Source organism: Nonomuraea sp. WAC 01424, from assembly GCF_003947315.1.
GTDB classification, from domain to species: Bacteria; Actinomycetota; Actinomycetes; order Streptosporangiales; family Streptosporangiaceae; genus Nonomuraea; species Nonomuraea spiralis.
This window is the reverse complement of record NZ_QHHZ01000003.1, coordinates 537,718-559,120: the sequence shown is the minus strand read 5'-3', so window position 1 is coordinate 559,120 and position 21,403 is coordinate 537,718. Positions and strand designations below refer to the sequence as shown.

The following is a 21,403-nucleotide window of genomic DNA, read 5'->3' as shown; positions in this document are numbered from 1 at the left end:
CGGCCGCCGCGGCCCCGGCCCGAGCAGCGAGAAGAACTCCGGACGCAGCGTCTCGTCCCGCAGGTCAGGCGCGCAGGCGCAGGCCCCTCGGCGTGGGGTGGAACCCGGCCGCCTCCAGGGCCGCGGCCAGCGGCGACTCCACGATGGACGCGCCGTCGGCCCGCTCCACCGTCAGCTTCCCGAGCGCGCCGTCGCGTACGGCCAGGGCCAGGGCGTCGACGGCCGGCTGCAGACGTTCGTCGTCGGCGAACGACAACAACGTCTTGCCGCCCCGCTCCACGTAGAGGACGAGGTAACCGTCCACGAGCACGACCAGCGCGCCCGCCTTCCGGCCCGGTTTGTGCCCGACGTCCCCAGGCCGCTGCGGCCAGGGGAGCGCGGCGCCGTACGGACTGGCGGGATCGGCCGCGGCCAGCACCACGGCACGCCGCCCCGCCACAGGCCGCCCGGCCCCCGGGCCGCCGGGAGGAGCGAAGCCCTCGTCGGGCCCGCCGCCCGTCGGGGCGATGCCCGGAGCCATGGCGCGCATGCGGTCGACCGCGCCCGGCAACGCGAACTGCGCACCCCCGAGCCCCTCGACGAAGTACCCCCGCCGGCACCGCCCGCTCTCCTCATAAGCACGAAGGACCTGGTAGACGGGCGTGAACCCGCCAGGCAACCGCTCGGACGTCACCGCCCCCCGCGTCACCACCCCGTGCCGTTCGAGCAGCACCTCGGCCTGCGCGTGAGCCCGCTGCGTCGTGTCGTCGGCGGGCCCGGGGAGCAGCCACCACCGCCCGGCCACCGTCGGCGGCCCGCTCCTGGACGGCAGCACGGCCCGGCGCCGCCGCGTCGTGGCCGGCCGGTGCGCGGGACGCCCGGTGCCCAGCGTGGCCCGCAGCGGCGCGAGCGTGTCCCCGGACACCCGGCCCGACCACACCAGATCCCACAACGCCGAGACCAGCGTGGCGTCGTCGAGCGCACCGCCCTGGGCGCCGAGCTGGTCGGAGATCCCACGGAAGAACAGCGCGCCCCCACCGCCCAGCAGGTCGAGCACCCGCTCGTGCAGCGGCGTCATCGTGATCTCGGCGGGCTCGGGCAGCAGCAGCGGCGCGGTGTCGGCGAAGTAGAGCGACACCCATCCGTCGCCGCCGGGCAGCGACCCCTGTCCCACCCACATCACCTCGCCCGACGACGTCAGCTCGTCGAGCAGCGCCGGATGGTAGCCGGGCACCCGCGAGGGCAGCACCAGCGTCTCCAGCGCCGAGGCCGGCACGGCGGCGCCCTGGAGCTGCTCGACGGAACGCACCAGCGCGTCCATCGCCCTGGCCGCCCCGGCCCGCGAACCGTCGGGCGCCGCCGAGCCCGAGCCGGTGATGCCGTGCCAGGTGGGCAGGAACCGCGCCAGCGTCTCGGCCGCGACCGGCTCGACCTCCTTGCGCAGCCGGGCCAGCGACCTGCGGCGCAACATCCGCAACACCCCGGCGTCGCACCACTCCTCGCCCCGGCCGCCGGGACGGAACTCGCCGTTCACGACCCGCCCCGAGGCGGCCAGCCGCCGCAGCGCGTCGGTGACCACGGCCGCGCCCAGACCGAAGCGGGCGGCGGCCGTACCGGCGTGGAAGGGGCCGCGGGTGCGGGCGTGCCGGGCCACCAGGTCGGCCAGCGGGTCGGGCACCGGCTCCAGGAACACGTGCGGCACCCCCACGGGCAGCGGCACGCCGAGCGCGTCGCGCAGCCGGGCCGCGTCCTCGACGGCCGCCCACTGCTCCTCGCCGGCGACGCGCACGCGGATGGCCCGGCGCGCGCGTTCGAGCTCCTCCAGCCAGGACGGGTCGCCGCCGCGCACGCTCACGTCGGGCGTCAGCAGCGGCCCGTGCGAACGCAGCAGGTCGGCGAGGTCCTCGGCGTCGCGCAGCGGCCGGTCGAGCCGGGCCAGCTCGCGTTCGCTGGCCACGATCACGTCGGGGTCGAGCAACTCGCGCAGGTCGGCCTGGCCGAGCAGTTCGGCCAGGAGCGTGGTGTCCAGCGCCAGGGCTTGGGCGCGGCGTTCGGCCAGCGGGGCGTCGCCCTCGTACATGAACGCGCCGACGTAGTGGAACAGCAACGACGCCGCGAACGGCGAGGCCTGCGAGGTCTCCACCTCCACCACCCGGACCCTGCGCGCGGCGATGTCCCGCATGAGCTGGACCAGCCCCGGCACGTCGAACACGTCCTGGAGGCACTCGCGCATCGTCTCCAGCACGATCGGGAACGAGGCGTATTGGGAGGCCACCCCCAGCAGGTGGGCGGCCCGCTGGCGCTGCTGCCACAGCGGGCTGCGCCGGCCCGGCACGCGGCGCGGCAGCAGCAGCGCCCGCCCCGCGCACTCCCTGAACCGGGAGGCGAACATGGCCGACCCGCCCAGCTCCTCGGTGATGATCTGCTCGATCTCCTCGGCGTCGAACGCCGCCACGTCGGTGGGGGGCTCGGCCAGCGTGTCGGGGATGCGCAACACGATGCCGTCGTCGGAGTGGACGGCCTGGACGTCGATGCCGTAACGCTCGCGCAGCCGCCGGTTGATCGCCAGCGCCCAGGGCGCGTGCACACGCGCGCCGTAGGGGGAGTGGATCACCACCCGCCAGTCGCCGAGCTCGTCGTGGAAACGCTCGACCAGCAGGGTACGGTCGTCGGGCACGTAGCCGGTGGCCTCGCGCTGCTCGTCGAGATAGGCCAGCAGGTTGCCCGCGGCGAACTCGTCGAGCCCCGCCTCCCGCATGCGCTCGGTGGAGCCCTGCTTGGCCTGCTCCCGCAGGAACTGCCCGATCGCCCGGCCCAGCTCGGCGGGACGCCCGGCCGTGTCGCCGTGCCAGAACGGCAGCTTGCCCGGCTGCCCGGGAGCGGGGGAGACCAGCACCCGGTCGGCCGTGATGTCCTCGATCCGCCACGACGTCGCGCCCAGCACGAAGACGTCGCCCACACGCGACTCGTAGACCATCTCCTCGTCGAGCTCGCCCACCCGGGACGCCTTCTCGCCCACGAGGAACACGCCGAACAGGCCGCGGTCGGGGATGGTGCCGCCGTTGGTCACGGCCAGCCGCTGCGCGCCGGGCCGCCCCTGGAGCGTGCCGGTGACGCGGTCCCAGACGATACGGGGCCGCAGCTCGGCGAACTCCTCGCTCGGGTAGCGCCCGGCCAGCATGTCGAGCGTCGCCTCCAGCGCGCCGCGCGGCAGCCTGGAGTAGGGGGCGGCCCGCTTGACCAGGGCCTCCAGCTCGTCGACGGTCCAGTCGTCGAGCGCGGTCATGGCCACGATCTGCTGGGCCAGCACGTCGAGCGGGTTGCGCGGGTAGCGCAACTCCTCGATCTGCCCGCTGCGCATGCGCTCGGCCACCACGGCCGTCTGGACGAGATCGCCCCGGTACTTGGGGAAGATCACACCCCGGGAGACCGCGCCCACCTGGTGGCCGGCCCGGCCGATGCGCTGCAACCCGCTGGCCACGCTGGGCGGGGCCTCCACGCACGCCACCAGATCGACCGCGCCCATGTCGATGCCCAGCTCCAGGCTGGACGTGGCCACCACGGCAGGCAGCCGCCCCGACTTGAGCGCCTCCTCGATCTGCGCCCGCTCCTCCTTCGACACCGAGCCGTGGTGGGCGCGGACGATCTCCGTCACCACACCCTTGCTCGCCCCCGCCTGCGCCATCATCTCGGCCGGCATACGCCTGGGCGGGGCCGGGTCCTCGTGGTCCTGCGGCGGCGTCTCCCAGATCGACAGGTCGACGGCCTCCAGCCCCTGCCGCCGCCCGTAGGCCAGCTCGTTGAGCCGGGTGCACAACCGTTCGGCCAGGCGCCTGGAGTTGGCGAACACGATCGTCGAACTGTGGGCCTCGATCAGGTCGAACAGCCGGTCCTCCACATGAGGCCAGATCGACCGGCCGGACGGCTCGACCTGCTCCGGATCGGGCGCCCCCTCCATCTCCGTCATGTCCTCGACCGGGACGACGACCTCGATCTCGATGCGCTTGTCGGACGGCGGCTGCACCACCGTCGCCGGGCGCGTGCCGCCGAGGAAGGCGGCCACCTCGCTCACCGGCCGCACGGTCGCCGACAACCCCACCCGCTGCGCCGGACGCTCCAGCAGCGCGTCGAGCCGCTCCAGGCTGAGCGCCAGGTGGGCGCCGCGTTTGGTGGCCGCGACCGCGTGCACCTCGTCGACGATCACCGTCTCGACGTCGCGCAGCGCGTCGCGCGCCTGGCTGGTGAGCAGCAGGAACAGCGACTCGGGGGTGGTGATCAGGATGTCGGACGGCTTGGCGGCGAACCGCCTGCGTTCCTCGGCCGGGGTGTCGCCCGAACGGATCGCCACCGAGATCTCCGGCACGGGCAGCCCGAGCCGCCGCGCCGTCTGCCTGAGCCCGGCCAGCGGCGCGCGCAGGTTGCGCTCGACGTCGACGGCCAGCGCCTTGAGCGGCGACACGTAGAGCACCCGCGTCCCCGGCTTCGCGCCCTTCGCAGGGGACTTCGGCGCTTTCGCGCCCGCTTCCGCGGGGGGCTGATCGGCCGCCCGGGCCGCGAGCCTGTCGAGCGACCACAGGAACGCCGCCAGCGTCTTGCCCGACCCCGTGGGGGCGACGACCAGCGTGTTGTCACCGCGCGCGATCGACTCCCACGCGCCCTCCTGGGCCGCCGTGGGCGCCTGGAAGGCCCCGGCGAACCATTGCCTGGTCACCTGGCTGAAGTGGTCTAGCGAGCTCACCAGCACATACTGCCTCGCGCCACCGACAGAAAACGTATTGGCGGAGCGCCCGGTGATTGAGGTGGGGTCATGACGGACATACAGCGACCGTGACCATTGACTATGCCGCCGTCGAGAACCGACGCGCACAACTGCGACAACAGTACGCCTTACCGCACCGGCCGTCGAGCAGCGCCCGTGGCCTGCACCACGTGGCCCTGTTGTCGTCCGATGTGGAACGAACCATCAAGTTCTACCAGGAACTCCTGGAGTTCCCGCTGACGGAGATCATCGAGAACCGCGACTACAAGGGTTCGAGCCACTTCTTCTTCGACATCGGCAACGGAAACCTGCTCGCCTTCTTCGACTTTCCCGGGCTCGACCTCGGTCCCTACCAGGAGGTGCTCGGCGGTCTGCACCACGTGGCGATCTCCGTGGACCCCGCCACCTGGGAACGTCTGCGGGGCAAGCTGGAGATGGCCGGCGTGCCGCACCAGATCGAGAGCGGCGCCTCCATCTACTTCAAGGACCCCGACGGCGCCCGCCTGGAGCTGCTCGCCGACCATCTCGGTGAGATGTACGGCGCGCGGGTGTTGTGACCGTGCGTCGCAGGCTCAGCGCCGCGACGCCCTGCGCGTGCGCGGCCTGCCCGCACGCGGTTCCTGCCTGATTCCCGCGTGCCGTTCCGATCGCTGTCCCTTCTCCTTCTGTACGGCCTGCCGCATCGCGAGTAACAGCCGGCGGCGCCTGGCCCTGTTGGCCTTGGTCCTGGAGGTCTTGGGGGGCGAGGACTTGGGGGTCTTTGGCATGCGGATGTCTTACCCACGTCCGACGCGATTCCATACTTGGTCCATGCGCCTGACCGAGTTCTGGAGACGGATGAACGCCCATTTCGGCGAGACCTACGCCGAGTCGTGGGCCCGCGACTACGTGATCGCCCCGCTGGGCGGCCGTACCGTGACGCAGGCGCTGGCCGACGGCGAGAGCGCCAAGACCGTGTGGCGGGCCGTGTGCCAGGTGGAGGACGTCTCACCCAGACTGCGCTGAGTCCAGCGTCCGGCGCAGCGAGGCCGCCGCGCTCTCCAGGTCGTCCGCGTCGCCCTGCCCGCCGGGCGACCACAACAACGTCCAGCCCCCGCTGGAGGGGGTGGCGAAGACGATCGTCTGGCGGCGCGTACGCGGGTGCCACACCCACAGCACCGGGTCGTCGCCGCCGACCAAGCGGCTCACCAGCCCCTGGTGGGGCAGCAATTCGGCGAGCGCCTCCAGAAGGGCTCGTCGTTCCCCGGTGTAGCCACTCGCCACTTCGCCGCCTCCAAGCCTGTCCCTGGAGTGAGTCTCCCCAGCTCACGGCGTCTGACAACACGCCGGGGCCAACCCGTACGCCGTCACTTCCGACGTGTGGGGAGGACGGCCGTGACGTCGCCCTCCCTCCTCCCCACACGGCGATCCCGTACGGCGATCCCGTACGGCGATCCCGTACGGCGATCCCGTACGGCGATCCCGTACCGATCCGTGTTCCAGGGACCCGATCACATGACGCCCGTCCATGTGGGACAGGCGTTCATCCGACCCGGACCCGTACAACCGCCCATCCGGGCGTACCCCATCACGTCCGCCCGCCGCGCGCGGTCGCACGGCAACGATCCCCAGGGCAGACCCCACGGCCAATCCGGTAGTGACGACCATGAACGCGAGCGGCGTCCGAGCACCGGCCTCGCCCTCCTTTGAACACGCCGCATGCATCCCAGCAGCGTGTTCGTGATGTGATCGAACAATCGTTCGGCTACGATGTAACAGCCGAACCAGGCCACGCCTTCCCCGGCCGTCACGGAAAATGTCGGTGGCAGGCCGTAGCTTTCACTCGACTGATCGGACCACGACCCTCCAGAGGGAGCTCCCATGGCTATCAACGACCGCGAGAAGGCCCTCGAGACCGCGCTCGCTCAGATCGAGCGGCAGTTCGGCAAGGGCTCCGTCATGCGACTGGGCGACGACGCCCGAGCCCCCATCGAGGTGATCCCCACCGGGTCGATCTCCCTTGACGTGGCCCTCGGCATCGGCGGCCTCCCGCGCGGCCGCATCGTCGAGATCTACGGCCCCGAGTCCTCCGGCAAGACCACGATCGCCCTGCACGCGGTGGCCAACGCCCAGCGGGCCGGCGGCATCGCGGCGTTCATCGACGCCGAGCACGCCCTCGACCCCGAATACGCCAAGAAGCTGGGCGTGGACACCGACGCGCTGCTGGTCTCCCAGCCCGACACCGGTGAGCAGGCGCTTGAGATCGCCGACATGCTGATCAGGTCCGGCGCGGTCGACATCATCGTCATCGACTCGGTGGCCGCCCTGGTGCCCAAGGCCGAGATCGAGGGCGAGATGGGCGACAGCCACGTCGGCCTCCAGGCCCGTCTCATGTCCCAGGCCCTGCGCAAGGTCGCCGGCGCGCTCAACAGCACCGGCACCACCGCCATCTTCATCAACCAGCTCCGCGAGAAGATCGGCGTCATGTTCGGCAGCCCCGAGACCACGACCGGTGGTAAGGCGCTCAAGTTCTACGCCTCCGTCCGCATGGACATCCGCCGCATCGAGACCCTGAAGGACGGCACGGAGGCGGTCGGCAACCGCACCCGGATCAAGGTCGTCAAGAACAAGATGGCCCCGCCCTTCCGCGTCGCCGACTTCGACATCCTCTACGGCGTGGGCATCTCCCGCGAGGGCGGTCTCATCGACATGGGCGTCGAGCACGGCTTCGTCCGCAAGTCGGGCGCCTGGTACACGTACGAGGGCGACCAGCTGGGCCAGGGCAAGGAGAACGCCCGTAACTTCCTGAAGAACCACCCCGACATGGCCAACGAGATCGAGAAGAAGATCAAGGACAAGCTCGGGGTCGGCCCCAAGCTCGACGCGCCCGCCGAACCGGCCGCTGCCGCCCCGGCTCCCGCCGCCGCGCCGTCTGGTCGTGGCTCGAAGTCCACCCCCAAGCCGGGTGACGTCTGATCGGTCGGCACATGAGTGACAGGGATCCGTCGCAGGCGCCCCGTTCCCAGGACTGGGGCGCATGGTCCGATCTCCCCGCCTCGGGGGAGCGCAGAAAGCGCGGACCCCGCGGCCCTCGGGCCACCACCCCTGAGCCGGCGCCCCGGGCGACCGACCGCCCGGCCCCCGCTCAGGGATCGCGTGGCCCCGACCTGGCCCGTTCGGCCGCAGACGGCTGGCCATCGGTAGACGAATGGCACGAACAACGCGCCCGCCTCCGAGCCGCCACCCCACCGACCACGGACACCCCTCTGGCAGGTGACGGCCTCCTGGCCGGTGACACCACCCCGCGGGACATCTCCATGTCCGGTGACACCGCCGAGCCCACCTTCGCTCCGGACTCCCTCCCGGCCGGTGACACCACCCCCACCGAGCTCCCTCTCGCCGACCATGACGAGCCGTCCGACCCGGCCATCCATGACGAGGTGGACGGCTCGGCCGCCCACGACGCCACGGTCGCGGCTGACGACGCTGATGACGCAGTCGTCGAGGCCGACGACAGTGGTGATGATGCGGTCGAGGCCGACGACGTGGCTGTAGCGGCTGACGAAATGGCCAGCTCCGATTGGCACTTGGAGCGCCGGACGGCCGTTGCCGTGCCTCCGGCGTGGGGGCCGGGCCGAGACATCGCCCCGCCGACCTTCACCTGGCCCGGTCAGCAGAGCTCCCCGTCCGCCGAACCCGACGCGGGCCCGGCCGACGAGGCCGCCGCAGGGCTGGGTGGTGAGCGTGGTGGCCTGTTGGATGCGATTGCATCCGGTTGGGGTCAGTCGGCCGAGGAGCGGGATCGGGCTGAGGAAGGCGCTGCTGATCGGCGTACAGGTGATCGAGCTGGTGGCCGGCCCTTCCAAGGGCGCTCGGAGGATCGTGCCGAGGCGCCGATCTTCGTATGGCCAGGTGAGCGTACTGCCCGTTCCAGCGGTGACGCCGCTGCTGCGGGCGGGCCTTCCAGCGCCGGTGCCGTACGAGCCGGTAAGGGCGTCTCCGGAAGGCGTAAGAAGAGGACCCGGGACGGCGAGGGTGTCACCGAAGGTCCGCTGAATGAGGTTGGTGGCCGTGGCGGTGAGGGCTTCTCCGGTGGGGAACTGAGTGAGCCGGACGCCCAGGACGGCGGCAAGGGCTCTGAACGGCGTCGGGGTGAGCGGGAAGACCCGCATGAGCCGGGCGGCGTTGTTGAAAGCACGCCGGGGGCCGAGGTTCCTCCGAAGGCGAAGTACGACGCCGACGGGTGGCATTCCGAGGTACTGGCCGGAAGTAGCTGGTTCGCCGAGGAGCAGCAGGCGAGCGGTAAGAAGCGATCGAGCAAAGAGCGATCGGGCAAGGGACGTCGCGCAGGTGGACGAGGGGCCGGCGGGGAAAGCGGTCACTCCGAGGAGGACGCGGCGGGAAACGGCTCGTCCAGGGGAGACGGAGACGCCGGGGGAAGTGGCTCTTCCGGCGGAGACGCCGGGGGGAGCGGTTCGTCCTGGGCGGACGCGAAGGGAAGCGGCTCGTTCCGGACGGTCGAAGGGGGAAGCGGCTCGGTCGGAGGGGGCTCGGAGGGAAGTGAGCAGTTCGGGGGCTCAGAGGGGAGCGGGCTCTTCGGGGGAGGCGGCTCGGAGGAAGGTGGGCTGTTCGGGGAAGGGCCAGGGGGAAGTGGGCTGTTCGCGGGGGGATCCGGTGGGAGCGGTCGGTCTGGGAGGCGCGCCAAGGGGAGTGGTCGGTTCGGGAGAGGGGCTCGGGGGCGTGGGACGTTGCCTGACGGGCCCGACGCCGAGAGTTCCGCTGCGGCTGGGCCCGAGGCGGATCCGGAGTCGGTGGCGCGGGCCATCTGTCTTCGGTTGCTCACCATGGCTCCCAAGACCCGGGCGCAGCTCGCCGAGGCCCTTCGCAAGCGGGACGTACCAGACGAGGCCGCGGAGAAGGTACTCGATCGGTTCGCCGAGCTCGGGCTGATCAATGACGAGGCGTTCGCGGAGGCGTGGGTCGATTCCCGGCATCACGGGCGTGGCCTTGCGAAGCGGGCGCTGGCGGCCGAGTTGCGCCACCGGGGCGTGGACACCGACACCGTCAAGGAAGCCGTGGACCGCCTGGATTCCGACCAGGAGGCCGAGACGGCCCGGCGGCTGGTGGAACGCAAACTCGCCTCCACCCGGTCGCTCGATACGCAGACCCGTACTCGGCGTCTGGCCGGCATGCTCGCGCGGAAGGGGTACTCGTCCGGGGTGGCCTATCGGGTGATCCGGGAGGCTCTCGAGCAGGAGGGCATCGACCTGGAGGATGACTTCTCCTGATCTTCTTCGGAGGCACCCGTCCCGATCCCGAGGAGTGTGTCCCCCACAAAGCTCTGCGGCTGAGGTCTGAGGGGCGTGAGGGCAGGGTGTTGAGGGAGAGGGGAAGGTGGGGACAAATGGGGGTGATCGTGGGTTATGTGGTCGATTGGGGAGATTCGGGCCCGTAAGACACGCTTGAGGACGCGTTTGCTTGCTCGTGACCTGTTCGACGCATAACCTCGACGGCAGTGAGGAGTTACTCCGCGCAGTGCGGATTTGCCATACCGGTGAACGACGGACGAACGAGCTCGGTTGATCGAGGCAGGCGAGGTGTCGGCTATGGGGGTCGATGCCCGGTCAGTCTTGGCTTGACATCGGTCCTGGAGACGACGCCGACCGGGCGTTCCGTGGCGCGCACGTGACCCCTCCCGTTTTGGGTCCGCGTTATGAGGTGTTGACGACGCGAGGAGGGCGGGGCGCACATGCAGCCGCTGGTCGTGGTGCTGATGGTGGCGGTGCTCGTGCTCGCGTTCGGGATGATCGCGGCGCTGCTCGTCGTCATACGCCGGACCTCAGGCGGTCTGCCCCGGAAGGGCGGGCCGAGCCCCGAGCAGGTGGAGGCCGTACACACTGAGCTTGAAGAGGCTCGGGAGAAGGCCAGCGAGATCCGGACCAAGGCGGAGAGCGACGCCGAGGAGATCCTGCGCAGGTCGGAGACCGCCGCCGAGAGCGCCGCGCAGATGCGGCGGGAGGTCGAGGAGGAGAGCCGGATCCTGAAGTCCGAGCTCAAGGAGCTCCGGACCGATCTCGAACGCAGGGAGGCCAGGCTGGCCGAGCGCGAGCAGCGGCTCGACGAGGAGGCCAGGCGGCAGGCCGAGCGGGACAGGAAGCTGGCCGAGACCGAGGTCGGGCTGGCCGACCGGCGCGAGGAACTGCTCCAGGTCGAGGAGGAACGGCGGGTGATCCTGGAACGGGTCGCCGGGCTGACGGGGGAGCAGGCCAAGTCCGAGCTGGTCAGGGAGATCGAGAACCAGGCCAAGCGCGAGGCGGCGCTGATCATCCGGGAGATCGAGAGCGATGCCCGTAAGGAAGGCGAGAAGCGGGCCACCAAGATCGTGACGCTGGCGGTGCAGCGGGTGGCGGCCGAGCAGACGGCGGAGTCGGTCGTCAGCGTGCTGCATCTGCCCGGTGATGAGATGAAGGGCCGGATCATCGGGCGCGAGGGGCGCAACATCCGGGCGTTCGAATCGACCACCGGCGTGAATCTGATCATCGACGACACCCCGGAAGCGGTGTTGTTGTCGTGTTTCGACCCGGTACGCAGGGAGACGGCGCGGCTCACGCTGGAGAAACTGGTGCTGGACGGACGCATCCATCCCCAGCGGATCGAGGAGGCGCACGACCGCAGCCGCCAGGAGGTGCAGGACCTCTGCGCGCGGGCGGGCGAGGACGCGCTGGTCGAGCTGGGCATCACGGACATGCACCCGGAGCTGACGCTGCTGCTCGGGCAACTTCGCTACCGCACGTCCTATGGACAGAACGTGCTCAAGCACCTGATCGAGTCCGCGCACATCGCCGGCATCATGGCGGCCGAGCTGAAGATGAACCAGCAGCTCATGAAGCGGTGCGCGCTGCTGCACGACATCGGCAAGGCGCTCACGCACGAGGTCGAGGGCAGTCATGCGCTGATCGGCGCGGAGATCGCCCGCCGGTACGGCGAGCAGGAGGACGTGGTGCACGCCATCGAGGCGCACCACAACGAGGTCGAGGTGCGTACGGTCGAGGCGGTGCTCACCCAGGCGGCCGACGCCATCAGCGGCAGCCGGCCGGGGGCGCGCAGGGAGTCGCTGGAGGCGTACGTCAAGCGGCTGGAGCGGCTGGAGGAGATCGCGCAGTCGTACGAGGGTGTGGAGAAGGTGTTCGCCATGCAGGCCGGGCGGGAGATCCGGGTCATGGTCAAGCCTGACGCGATCGACGACATCCAGGCGCAGGTGATCGCCCGGGACGTGGCCAAGCAGGTGGAAGAGGAGCTGACGTACCCGGGGCAGATCCGGATCACGGTGGTGCGGGAGTCGCGGGCAACCGAGTTCGCCCGCTGACCCTCGGTACGTCGGGAGAGTGGCTGTCCCCTGGGAAGTGGATGATCAGGGGATGGCCGACGTGGGCCGGGTGCGGGCCCGTGGTGGTGCCGGGACAACCGTCCAGCCAGCCGCGGTCCCTTCGGCGGTGGAGGGCCGCAGGCGGTTGGGACGGATGTTGGTGGGCCGCGGGTGGCGAGGGCGGTCGCCGGGTGGCGTTGCGGGTGGCCGGGGCGGTCGCTGATGGTGCCGCAAGGGGATCAAGAGGTGTGTTCGGCGAACGCGCTGGAGGGCTGGGCGGGCGCGGTTGGAGTGCGCCCGCCCGGTGGGTGGGTGGGTCGGGTGGGTTTGATGGTCAGGCCAGGCGGATTCGGGGGTCGAGGAGGCCGTAGGCGATGTCCACCAGGAGGTTGGCCACCACTACGGCGGTGGTGGCGAGGATGACGACGCCCATGATCACTGGTAGGTCGCCGCTGATGAACGCCTGCACCACCGCCTGCCCCACGCCGCCGAGACCGAAGACCGACTCCGTCACCACCACGCCGCCGATCAAGGTGCCGATGTCGACGCCGAGTTGGGTCACCACGGGGGTCAGCGCGGCCCGCAGGCCGTGCCGGTAGATGACGCGGCCCTCGGGTACGCCCTTGGCGCGGGCCGTACGGATGTAGTCCTCGCCGAGGACGTCCAGCATGGAGCCCCGGGTGAGGCGGGCGTACGAGGCCGCCTGGACCATGGCCAGGGTGATCCACGGCAGGATCAGGTGCCGGGCCCATTCGCCGGGGTTGTCGGTGAAGGCCACGTAGGAGTCGGGTGGCAGGATGGGCGCGCCTGCCATGGAGAGCTGGAAGAAGAAGAAATACAGCAGGAGCAGGCCGACCACGAACGTCGGCATCGAGACTCCGGCCAGGGCCAGCGTGGTCAGCACGCGGTCCAGGAACGACCGGACGCGGGTGGCGCTGAGCACGCCCGCGCCGACGCCGAGGCAGAACCACAGGACCGCACCCCCTAGCACCAGCGAGAACGTCGGGGGGAAGTCCTGGGCGAGCAGCTTGCCCACCGATTCGCCCGAGAAGTACGACTGGCCCAGGTCGCCGTGCAGAAGGCGGCCGAGGTAGTCGAAGTACTGGACGATGGTCGGGCGGTCGAGGCCGAGGTTGTGGCGGATCAGGTCGACCTGTTCGGGGGTGGCCTGGCGGCCGGCCAGCGTACGTGCGGGGTCGCCGGGGGCGACGAAGAACAGGAAGAACGTGCCCAGGGAGACCAGCCACAGCACCAGCAGCCCGAGCAGCGCCCTCCGCAGGAGGAACCGTCGCAACATCAGCCCACCACCCCCGATGTTACGAAGGTTCCGACAAGAGGGAGGGAGATGGGACTTACGAAGGGGCCGATGAGGGGGCCGGCCAAGGGCGCCGCGAAGGGGCCGATGAGGGAGCGGGCGAAGGGGCCTTCGTGGAGGCGGAGGGACACGGGGCTAGTGAGGTGCGGCATCGGAGCTCCCCGAAGCAGGTGCGGATACGGGGGCGGGGCGGCGGCGGGTACGGCGTCGCCGACGGCTGAACAGCCGTTCCATACGCGGATCGATGGCATCCCTGATCCCATCGCCCACCAGGTTGAACGCCAGCGTGGTGATCAGCAGCGACGCCGCCGGGAACCCCAGATACCAGTACGCCACCCGGTAGAACCCCTGAGCCTCGCTCAGCAGGTTCCCCCAGGACGGGGTGGGGGGAACGATCCCGAGCCCCAGATAGGACAAGGTGGACTCGAACACGATCGCCGCCGGCACCAGCAGCGTGGTGAGCACGATGACGGGGGCCAGCAGGTTCGGCAGGATGTCCACGAACATGATCCGCGCGTCGCCGGCTCCCATCGACCGGGCCGCCTCCACGTACTCGCGTTCCTTGAGCGAGAGTGTCTGACCTCTGACCACGCGGGCGATGGCGGCCCAGGAATAGAACGAGATCACCCCGATCGTCGCGGTCAGCGAGGGCCCGGCGATGGACACCACGGCGATCGCGAAGATCAGGTACGGGAACGACAACACCACGTCCATGAGCCGGGACAGGATGGTGTCGATGACGCCGCCGTAGTACCCGGCCAGCAGCCCGATGACGACGCCGATCAGCGCCGCCACGCCGGTCGCGACCACGCCGACGAGCAGCGAGACGCGTGCGCCGTACAGAACCCTGATGAACAGGTCGCGGCCGAGGCGGTCGGTGCCGAACCAGAACTCGCCGTTGGGCCCGACGGGCAGGCCCTCGTCGGTGATGCCGGTGTCGCGGAACTGTTCGTCGGGGTCGTGGCCGTTCCAGGCCGAGATGAGCGGCGCGGCCAGGGCGAGCAGGCACAGCAGTACGACGACGATCCCCGACACCAGGGCCACACGATCGGACCTGATCCTGGCCCAGGCGAGCTGCCAGGGGCTGCGGCCGGCGATCGTACGGTCGGCGACGGCGTCCGGACGGATCTCCGTGAGTGTCATGTGGTCCTCCCGGCGGTCAGGTCCTCGCCCGCCTCGACCGGGTAGTGACAGGCCACCAAGTGCTCCTGGGCCACCAGCTGCGGTTCCTCGGCCGAGCATCGTTCCCGCGCCTTCGGGCACCGGGGATGGAACCGGCACCCCTCGGGCGGGTCGATCGGCGAGGGCACGTCGCCGGTGAGGATGATGCGGTGCCGCCGTTCGGCCTCGTCGGGGTCGGCCACGGCGGTCGCCGACAGCAGCGCGTTCGTGTACGGATGGCGCGGCACCGCGTGCAGCTCCTCGGCGGAGGCCAGTTCGACCACCTTGCCCAGGTACATGACCGCGATCCGGTCGCTGACGTGCCGCACCACCGACAGGTCGTGCGCGATGAACAGGTACGTCAGCCCGAAGTCGTCCTGGAGGTCCTTGAGCAGGTTGAGGATCTGGGCCTGGATGGACACGTCGAGCGCCGACACCGGCTCGTCGCAGATGATCAGCCGGGGCCGCAGCGCGAGCGCCCGCGCGACCCCGATGCGCTGCCGCTGACCGCCGGAGAACTCGGCGGGGAACCGGTTGTAGTGTTCGGGGTTGAGCCCGACCCGTTCCATCAGCTCCTGGACGGTGCGCCGCAGCTCCTGGCCGCTCGCGACCCGGTGGATGACGAGCGGGTCGGCGATGATCGACCCGACCCGCCGGCGCGGGTTCAGGGAGCCGTACGGATCCTGGAAGATCACCTGGATGTCGCGGCGGTAGGGCCGCATCCGGCGGCGCGGCAGGTTCGTGATGTCCGACCCGTCGAACCGCACGCTGCCCGAGGTGATCGGATGCAGGCCCGCGATGCAGCGGGCCAGCGTGGACTTGCCGCAGCCGGTCTCGCCGACCAGGCCGAGCGTCTCGCCGGGCGTCAGCGACAGGCTGACGCCGTCCACGGCCTTGACCTGCCCGATCGTCTGCTTGATCAGCATGCCGCTGGTGATGGGGAAGTATTTGACCAGGTTCTCGACTTCGAGCAGCATCACGCCTCCTCAGCCGTGACCCGCGGCGCCTGCTTGCGCAGCGCCTCCGCCTCCGCGCCGAGCCCGACCGCCTCGTGCGGCAGCCAGCACGCCGAGGCGTGCCCGCGCGCGCCGGTGACGGAGGCCAGCGGCGGCCGTTCGGCGGGACAGACCGGCATGACGTACGGGCAACGCGGATGGAAGGCGCACCCGGACGGGATCGCGATCAGGCTCGGCGGCGAGCCCGGGATGGGCCGCAGCCGCCCGCCGCGGTCGCCGGTGCTGCCCGGGATCGATTCCAGCAGCCCCTTGGTGTACGGATGGTGCGGGCTGTAGTAGAGCGTGCGCCGGTCGGCCCGCTCGACCACGAGCCCGGCGTACATGACCATGACCTCGTCGGCCATGCCCGCGACGACGCCGAGGTCGTGCGTGATGAGGATGAGCGCGATGTCGAACTCGGCCTGCACCCGCCCGATGAGCTCCAGGATCTGCGCCTGGACGGTCGCGTCGAGCGCGGTGGTCGGCTCGTCGGCGACGATGAGCTTCGGGTTGAGCGCGAGCGACATGGCGATCATCGCGCGCTGCCGCATGCCCCCGGAGAACTGGTGGGGGTAGTCGTCCACCCTGCGGTCCGGGCGGGGGATGCCCACCAGGCCCAGCAGCTCGACGGCCCGCTTCCTGGCCTCGGCGCGGCGGGTGTCGGGACGGTGGACGCGGATCAGCTCCTCGATCTGCCAGCCGACCTTGTAGAGCGGATGGAGGCTGGTCAGCGGGTCCTGGAAGACCACGCTGATCTCCGCGCCGCGGATCCGGCGGAGTTGCTCGCGGTCGAGTTCGAGCAGGTCGATGCCCTCGAACAGGGCCGTGCCCGAGATGTCGGCGTCGGGGGTCAGCCCGAGGATCGCCTGGGTGCTCACGGTCTTCCCGCTGCCGGACTCGCCGACGATCGCCAGAGTCTGGCCGCGGTCGACGGTGAACGACAGCCCCCGCACCGCCTGGACCACGCCGTCGGATGTGGGAAAGGCCACCTGGAGGTCGGTTACCTCAAGCAGGCTCATATGTCTCCCTCACGGTTGTCCCGCGGACCCGCCGGTCGGCGGGCCCGCGGGACACCGGTCGTCAAGGCGTGTTGGGGTTCAGCCAGAGGTTGGTGACGTCATAGATCTGGTACGACGGCAGATACAGGGCGTTCTGCACCCGCTTGTTCTTGTACAGCGGCGTGTTCTGGTTGTTCAGCGGCACCATCACCGCGTCGCCCAGCACCGTCTGGTCGGCCTGGTGCCACAGCGCCGCGGCCTTGGCCTGGTCGGTCTCGGCGAGCGCCTGCTTGATCAGGTCGTCGACCTTGGGGTTGCTGTAGCAGCCGTAGTTGCTGGTGCCGGCGTTGCAGTTGGTCTGGAACAGCGGCTGCATGACCGCGCGGCCGTTGTTGCCGTACCAGTCGGGGATCCAGCCGGGGGCCGACAGGTCCCACTCGCTGTTCTTGGCGTGCGAGGGCGTCTGCAGGTAGGTGTAGTAGTCGCCCTGGCGCAGCGGCAGGCCCTTGACGGTGATCCCGCACTTCTTCAGGTCGGCCGAGTACGACTGGAAGTTGGCCGGGTGGTTGCCCGCGTTGCGGAAGGCGCCGATGAGGGTCAGCCCGTCGGGGTAGCCGGCCTCGCTCAGCATCTGCTTGCACTTGGCCGGGTCGCCCTGGTCGTTCGGCGTCGGGTACGGGTTGTACTCCTGGTAGCCGATGTTGCCGGGCGGGATGACCGTGTGCAGCGCGGTCGCGACGTCGGCGCCGCCGTAGATCTTGGCGATGGCGGTCTTGTTGATCGCGTACTCGATGGCCTGGCGGACCTTGAGCTTGCCCATCGCCCCGCCGGCGTTCTTGCTCTGCAGGTTGAACACGACGTACGGGTTCGTCACGGCGCCGGGGTAGATCGTGAAGTTGGGGTCGTTGCTCTTCAGGCGCGGGATCTGCGCGGTCGGCACCGGCAGGTCCCAGGACAGGTCGGCGCTGCCGGCCTCAAGCTGCTGCTGTACGGCGTCCGGTTCGGCGACGCCCATCTTGACCTCGATGGCGTTGACGTACTGGTGCCGGATCGGGTCGGACTCCTGTTTCCAGGCCGGGTTCTTCTCCAGCTTGATCGACTTGGTGGCCACGTACGAGGTGATCTTGTAGGGGCCGTTGGAGATCACGTGCTGGCGGAAGGTGGCGTCGTCGGGGACGTACTGGTCGTACTCCTGTGGCGCGGCCGAGGCGAAGTTCAGGGACAGGATGTTGAGGAAGTCACCGGCCGGCTGGGTCAGCGTGAAGACGACCGTCTTGTCGTCCTTGGCCTGCACACCGGCGATGTCGTGGCCGTTCTGGAAGTCGGCCAGTGCCTTGGCGGTGGGCTTGGCCTTCTCGAACGCCTTGATGTAGGCGTCGCAGTATTCGGCCATGCCCTTGATCGTGCTGGTGTAGTAGCCGGGCGCGCCGGAGCCCGCCACCGGGTTGCAGATGCGCTTGAAGCCGCGGACGAAGTCGCTCGCCGTCACCTGCCGCGGCGGCTGGGTGTCCCACTGCACGCCGTCCCGCAACTTGATCGTGTACGTGAGCTTGTCGGCGCTCAGGCCGCCGTTCGCCTCGGTGGGCAGTTCGGTGGCGATGTCCGGGAGCACCTCGTAGCCCTTGGTGGTGTCGGCCCCCGCGGCCACGCCTTGGAGGGCGAAGAGCTGGCGCGAGTAGCCGCGCATGATCCCGATGGTGACGACGTAGTAGATGCTGGTCGGGTCGAGATGGTCGACGTCGCCCGAGCCCACGAGCCTGAGCGTGCCGCCCGCGACGGGGCTTCCGGAGCTCGGGGCGGCGGCGGTGGGCGGCGCGGAGTTCTTGGCTCCGTTCTCCGTCGCGCAAGAGGTGGCGAGCAGAGTTGCCGCCGCCACCGTGATGATGCTGAGATGGCGCAAGCTGGCCATCTGGCCTCCCTCGTGCCGAGATGGGGTGTTCGTGGCTGGCACAGCTGGGGCGCGCGTCGTGGCCGCGATGCGCGCCCCACGTTTGCTGTGTCGAGCAACCCACGCCTGAGGGAGACTGTCGAGATCGGTTTACGTAACTGTTTGCGACTAGCGACTGCTTGGTAATGCTGGTTCAGTCTGAATTACGTCCAGGTATTGCGACATCAACTGAATAGCTGCTGGTAGAAGGCCAGCTCGGCGGCCAGTGCCGCGACACGTGTTTCCAGCCGGCGAAATCCGTGGGATTCGCCGTCGAAAGCCAGATAAGTGCAGGAGACTCCGCGCTCGGACAACGCGTCGGCGAAGGCCGTCGACTGCTCGGGCGGCACCACCGGGTCGTCGAGCCCCTGAAGGAGCAACATCGGGCAGGACACGCCGTCGACCAGGCCGAGCGGCTCCCTGGAAGCGTAGACGGCCGGGTCGTCGCCGACGAGCCACTCCACGTAACGGGACTCGAAGTCGTGGGTGTGCGCCACGAGCGGGGCGAGCGCGCTGACGCCGTAGTAGGACACCCCGCCCGCGAACACGTCGGACCGGCAGCAGGCGGCCATCACCGTCCAGCCGCCCGCGCTGCCGCCGCGCACCGCGATCCTGGCCGGGTCGGCGAGGCCCGAGTCGGCCAGCCACCGCGCGGCGGCGACCGTGTCGGCCACGTCGACCAGCCCCCACTGGCCTCTGAGCCGCTCCCGGTAGGCGCGGCCGTAGCCGGTGGAACCGCCGTAGTTGACGTCGAGCACGCCGATGCCGCGCGAGGTCAGGAACGCCTTCTCCAGGTCGAGCGCGGTGTCGGAGTGGGCGGTCGGCCCGCCGTGCACGAAGACCACGTACGGCGCCGGCTCCTCGCTCACCTGGTGGAGGAAGGCGTGGACCGGCCGCTCGCCCGGCACCACGACCGCGCGCGGATCGGGCACCCCGGACAGGTCGGGCAGGCGCTCGGCGGCGCGCATGAGCGGCTCGGCCCGGCCGGAGGCGACGTCGACCCGTACGACCGAGCGCGGCGTCCTGGCCGCGTGGCCGATCCCCGTCACCGTCGTGCCGTCGGCCGCGAGCGCCGCCTGCCAGCCCGCCCAGGGCACGTCGAGGTCGTGAAGCGCTCCCGTGGCCGGGTCGAGCACGCCCAGCCGCAGGTCGCCGCGCCCGTGCAGCACCGCGAGCCGCCCGTCGCCGAGCACGGTGTACGGCGCCCCGCCGAGCTGCCACGGCGGCTGCGTGAACTCCTCCTCTGCCGGGCACAACGCCCGGGCCTGCCCGCCGTCGAGGCCGCACTCGTAGAGGTTCCACCAGCCGGAGCGGTCGGAGACCAGGTAGAGGGTGTCGTCGTCCTTCCACGCGGGCGAAAGGACGGACTCGGTCTCGCCGCCCAGCAGCGTGCGGGCCTGCCCGTCGCGCAGCCGGACGACGCGCAGCTCGGTGCCGTCCCAGGGCATGCGGGGGTGGTTCCAGCAGACGTAGGCCAGGTGGGCGCCGTCGGGGGACAGGACGGGCGAGGCGTAGAAGTCGTGGCCGGAGGCCCGCTCGCGGGGCTCGCCGCCGGCCAGCGGGATCGACACCACCGAACGGGTGATCTTGCCGTTTCCGTCGTGCTGCTCGCGCACCGCCCAGACCTCGTCGTCGCGGACGGTGAGGTCGGCGTATCTGGAGCCCTCGGTGGTGAGGGGTTTCGGTCGGCCGTTTTCGCGGAGAATGTACAGGCGCTGATCGGTCAGGCTGGTGAAGACCACCTCGCCGGCGGGCGTCACGGCATAGGGGCGGCCGCCGTACTCGTGCACCCGGGTGCGGGCGCTCCAGGGCGCGGGCAGCAGGTCATGGCAGGTGCCGTCGGCCTCGCGGCGGACGATCGCGGTGCGGCCGCCCTCGCCGGGACGGTCCTCGGTCCACCACACCCGGCCGCCCTCGGCGACGGGCCAGCCGGGACGCAGACCGGCCGCGGCCACGTCGTGGGCGGAGATGGGGGATGGCCAGAAAGGCATACTCGCATCCTGCCGGAAGATCGGGGGCCGTGGGGCGCGATCAAGAACATCTCTCGGGCGGCGGCATCGTCGTGGGCAGCCTGAGCCCGGTCTCGCCGAACCATTTGCGCAGCAGCCGGGTGGCCGTGCCGTCCCGCCACATCTCGGCCACGGCCTGGTTGGCCGCCTCGCAGGTCTCGATGTCGCCCTTTTTCAGGCCGATGCCGTACAGCTCGTCGGTGAAGGGGGCGTTGAGCAGCCGGAACAGGCCGGGGACCTGCTGGGCGAAGCCGGCCAGGGTCAGGTCCTCGGTGGAGACCGCGTCGAGCTCGTTCGCGCTGAGCTTGCGTACGCAGTCGGAGTAGTTGGCCGCGGGCACGGCCACGACGGGCAGGTCGAGCTTGCCGTCCGGCGGCGGGTCGGCGACCCGTTTGAAGGAGTTGGAGCCGGGCACCTGGCACACGCGTTTGCCCCGCAGGTCGTCGACCTGGTGGATGTCCGGATTGCCGGCCAGGACCATCGTGTCCTGGTGCACGAGCACGTACGGGCCGGCGAAGGTGACCTTGGGGCGGCGTGCCTCGGTGATGGAGTAGGTGGCGAACACCATGTCCACGGTGCCGTTCTGCAGCAGGGCCTCGCGGCCCGCGGCGGGCGCCTCCCGCCAGGTGATGTGCACGGGCCGGCCGTTGGCCAGCTTGGCGACGACGTACCGGGCGACGTCCACGTCGAAGCCCTCGGGGTCGCCCGTACCGACCTTCAGGCCCAGGCTCGGCTGGTCCCACTTGGTGCCCACGGCGACCTGGCCGGTGCCCCTGATCTTGCCCAGGACACTGGAGTAGGCGCCCCCGCCGCCGCACGCGACCGGGACGGCGATCGCGACCGCGCCGGCCAGCACCACCGCGACTGCATGCATCCGCACGGACAGGAGTCTGCGCGCTGGAGGGCCGCGGGGAG

General features: G+C 70.6%; 14 protein-coding genes. 5 read left to right on the top strand and 9 right to left on the bottom strand.

Annotated features, from left to right (window positions below; genetic code table 11):
* Positions 1-64: 64 nt before the first annotated feature.
* Entirely contained in the window at positions 65-4,717 is a 4,653-nt protein-coding gene (locus DMB42_RS12090; protein ID WP_185844605.1) for an ATP-dependent helicase, read from the bottom strand.
* Between the two features lie 89 nt (positions 4,718-4,806).
* Here DMB42_RS12090 and DMB42_RS12085 point away from each other — a divergent pair, with 89 nt between their 5' ends.
* Complete coding sequence (locus DMB42_RS12085) at positions 4,807-5,295, top strand: VOC family protein (protein ID WP_125633706.1); 489 nt, start codon at positions 4,807-4,809, stop codon at positions 5,293-5,295.
* A gap of 253 nt (positions 5,296-5,548) precedes the next feature.
* Entirely contained in the window at positions 5,549-5,743 is a 195-nt protein-coding gene (locus DMB42_RS12080) for a DUF3046 domain-containing protein (protein ID WP_125633704.1), read from the top strand.
* On the opposite strand, the gene DMB42_RS12075 is transcribed toward DMB42_RS12080, so the two are convergent.
* Positions 5,726-6,001 carry a hypothetical protein gene (locus DMB42_RS12075; RefSeq protein WP_125633702.1) on the bottom strand — a complete coding sequence of 92 codons (276 nt, stop codon included), beginning with the start codon at positions 5,999-6,001 and terminating at the stop codon, positions 5,726-5,728. The genes DMB42_RS12080 and DMB42_RS12075 overlap by 18 nt on opposite strands.
* A gap of 597 nt (positions 6,002-6,598) precedes the next feature.
* On the opposite strand from DMB42_RS12075, the gene recA reads away from it, so the two are divergent.
* The 3 genes from recA (at position 6,599) to rny (ending at position 12,083) form a co-directional block, all read left to right on the top strand.
* Positions 6,599-7,693, top strand: coding sequence for a recombinase RecA (gene recA / locus DMB42_RS12070; RefSeq protein ID WP_125633700.1), 1,095 nt, complete (start codon positions 6,599-6,601; stop codon positions 7,691-7,693).
* An 11-nt stretch (positions 7,694-7,704) separates the two neighbouring features.
* The gene (gene recX, locus DMB42_RS55970) at positions 7,705-10,005 is read left to right on the top strand and encodes a recombination regulator RecX (RefSeq protein WP_312024724.1); all 2,301 of its coding nucleotides are present in this window, start codon (positions 7,705-7,707) and stop codon (positions 10,003-10,005) included.
* A 461-nt stretch (positions 10,006-10,466) separates the two neighbouring features.
* Complete coding sequence (gene rny, locus DMB42_RS12060; protein WP_125633698.1) at positions 10,467-12,083, top strand: ribonuclease Y; 1,617 nt, start codon at positions 10,467-10,469, stop codon at positions 12,081-12,083.
* A gap of 334 nt (positions 12,084-12,417) precedes the next feature.
* On the opposite strand, the gene DMB42_RS12055 is transcribed toward rny, so the two are convergent.
* From DMB42_RS12055 to DMB42_RS12025, 7 genes are all read right to left on the bottom strand, one after another.
* Positions 12,418-13,380 (bottom strand): ABC transporter permease, encoded by a 963-nt coding sequence (locus DMB42_RS12055; protein ID WP_260477630.1) that lies wholly within the window; start codon positions 13,378-13,380, stop codon positions 12,418-12,420.
* Positions 13,381-13,533: 153 nt separating this feature from the next.
* Complete coding sequence (locus DMB42_RS12050) at positions 13,534-14,541, bottom strand: ABC transporter permease (protein WP_125633696.1); 1,008 nt, start codon at positions 14,539-14,541, stop codon at positions 13,534-13,536.
* Entirely contained in the window at positions 14,538-15,536 is a 999-nt protein-coding gene (locus DMB42_RS12045) for an ABC transporter ATP-binding protein (RefSeq protein WP_125633694.1), read from the bottom strand. The genes DMB42_RS12050 and DMB42_RS12045 overlap by 4 nt, the downstream gene beginning before the upstream one ends.
* Complete coding sequence (locus DMB42_RS12040; RefSeq protein WP_125633692.1) at positions 15,536-16,573, bottom strand: ABC transporter ATP-binding protein; 1,038 nt, start codon at positions 16,571-16,573, stop codon at positions 15,536-15,538. Before DMB42_RS12040 ends, DMB42_RS12045 begins: the two co-directional genes overlap by 1 nt.
* A gap of 61 nt (positions 16,574-16,634) precedes the next feature.
* The gene (locus DMB42_RS12035; RefSeq protein ID WP_125633690.1) at positions 16,635-18,461 is read right to left on the bottom strand and encodes an ABC transporter substrate-binding protein; all 1,827 of its coding nucleotides are present in this window, start codon (positions 18,459-18,461) and stop codon (positions 16,635-16,637) included.
* A 203-nt stretch (positions 18,462-18,664) separates the two neighbouring features.
* Positions 18,665-20,470: a prolyl oligopeptidase family serine peptidase gene (locus tag DMB42_RS12030; RefSeq protein ID WP_125633688.1), complete on the bottom strand. Its 1,806-nt coding sequence runs from the start codon at positions 20,468-20,470 to the stop codon at positions 18,665-18,667.
* 40 nt (positions 20,471-20,510) lie between these two features.
* Positions 20,511-21,362 carry a glutamate ABC transporter substrate-binding protein gene (locus tag DMB42_RS12025; RefSeq protein WP_125633903.1) on the bottom strand — a complete coding sequence of 284 codons (852 nt, stop codon included), beginning with the start codon at positions 21,360-21,362 and terminating at the stop codon, positions 20,511-20,513.
* Positions 21,363-21,403 lie beyond the last annotated feature (41 nt).

Coding starts and splice junctions, on each gene's coding strand:
- DMB42_RS12080 (WP_125633704.1), top strand. CDS start 5,549: ATGCGCCTGACCGAGTTCTGGAGACGGATGAACGCCCATTTCGGCGAG.
- recA (WP_125633700.1), top strand. CDS start 6,599: ATGGCTATCAACGACCGCGAGAAGGCCCTCGAGACCGCGCTCGCTCAG.
- recX (WP_312024724.1), top strand. CDS start 7,705: ATGAGTGACAGGGATCCGTCGCAGGCGCCCCGTTCCCAGGACTGGGGC.
- rny (WP_125633698.1), top strand. CDS start 10,467: ATGCAGCCGCTGGTCGTGGTGCTGATGGTGGCGGTGCTCGTGCTCGCG.
- DMB42_RS12055 (WP_260477630.1), bottom strand. CDS start 13,380: ATGTTGCGACGGTTCCTCCTGCGGAGGGCGCTGCTCGGGCTGCTGGTG.
- DMB42_RS12050 (WP_125633696.1), bottom strand. CDS start 14,541: ATGACACTCACGGAGATCCGTCCGGACGCCGTCGCCGACCGTACGATC.
- DMB42_RS12045 (WP_125633694.1), bottom strand. CDS start 15,536: ATGCTGCTCGAAGTCGAGAACCTGGTCAAATACTTCCCCATCACCAGC.
- DMB42_RS12040 (WP_125633692.1), bottom strand. CDS start 16,573: ATGAGCCTGCTTGAGGTAACCGACCTCCAGGTGGCCTTTCCCACATCC.
- DMB42_RS12035 (WP_125633690.1), bottom strand. CDS start 18,461: ATGGCCAGCTTGCGCCATCTCAGCATCATCACGGTGGCGGCGGCAACT.
- DMB42_RS12030 (WP_125633688.1), bottom strand. CDS start 20,470: ATGCCTTTCTGGCCATCCCCCATCTCCGCCCACGACGTGGCCGCGGCC.
- DMB42_RS12025 (WP_125633903.1), bottom strand. CDS start 21,362: ATGCATGCAGTCGCGGTGGTGCTGGCCGGCGCGGTCGCGATCGCCGTC.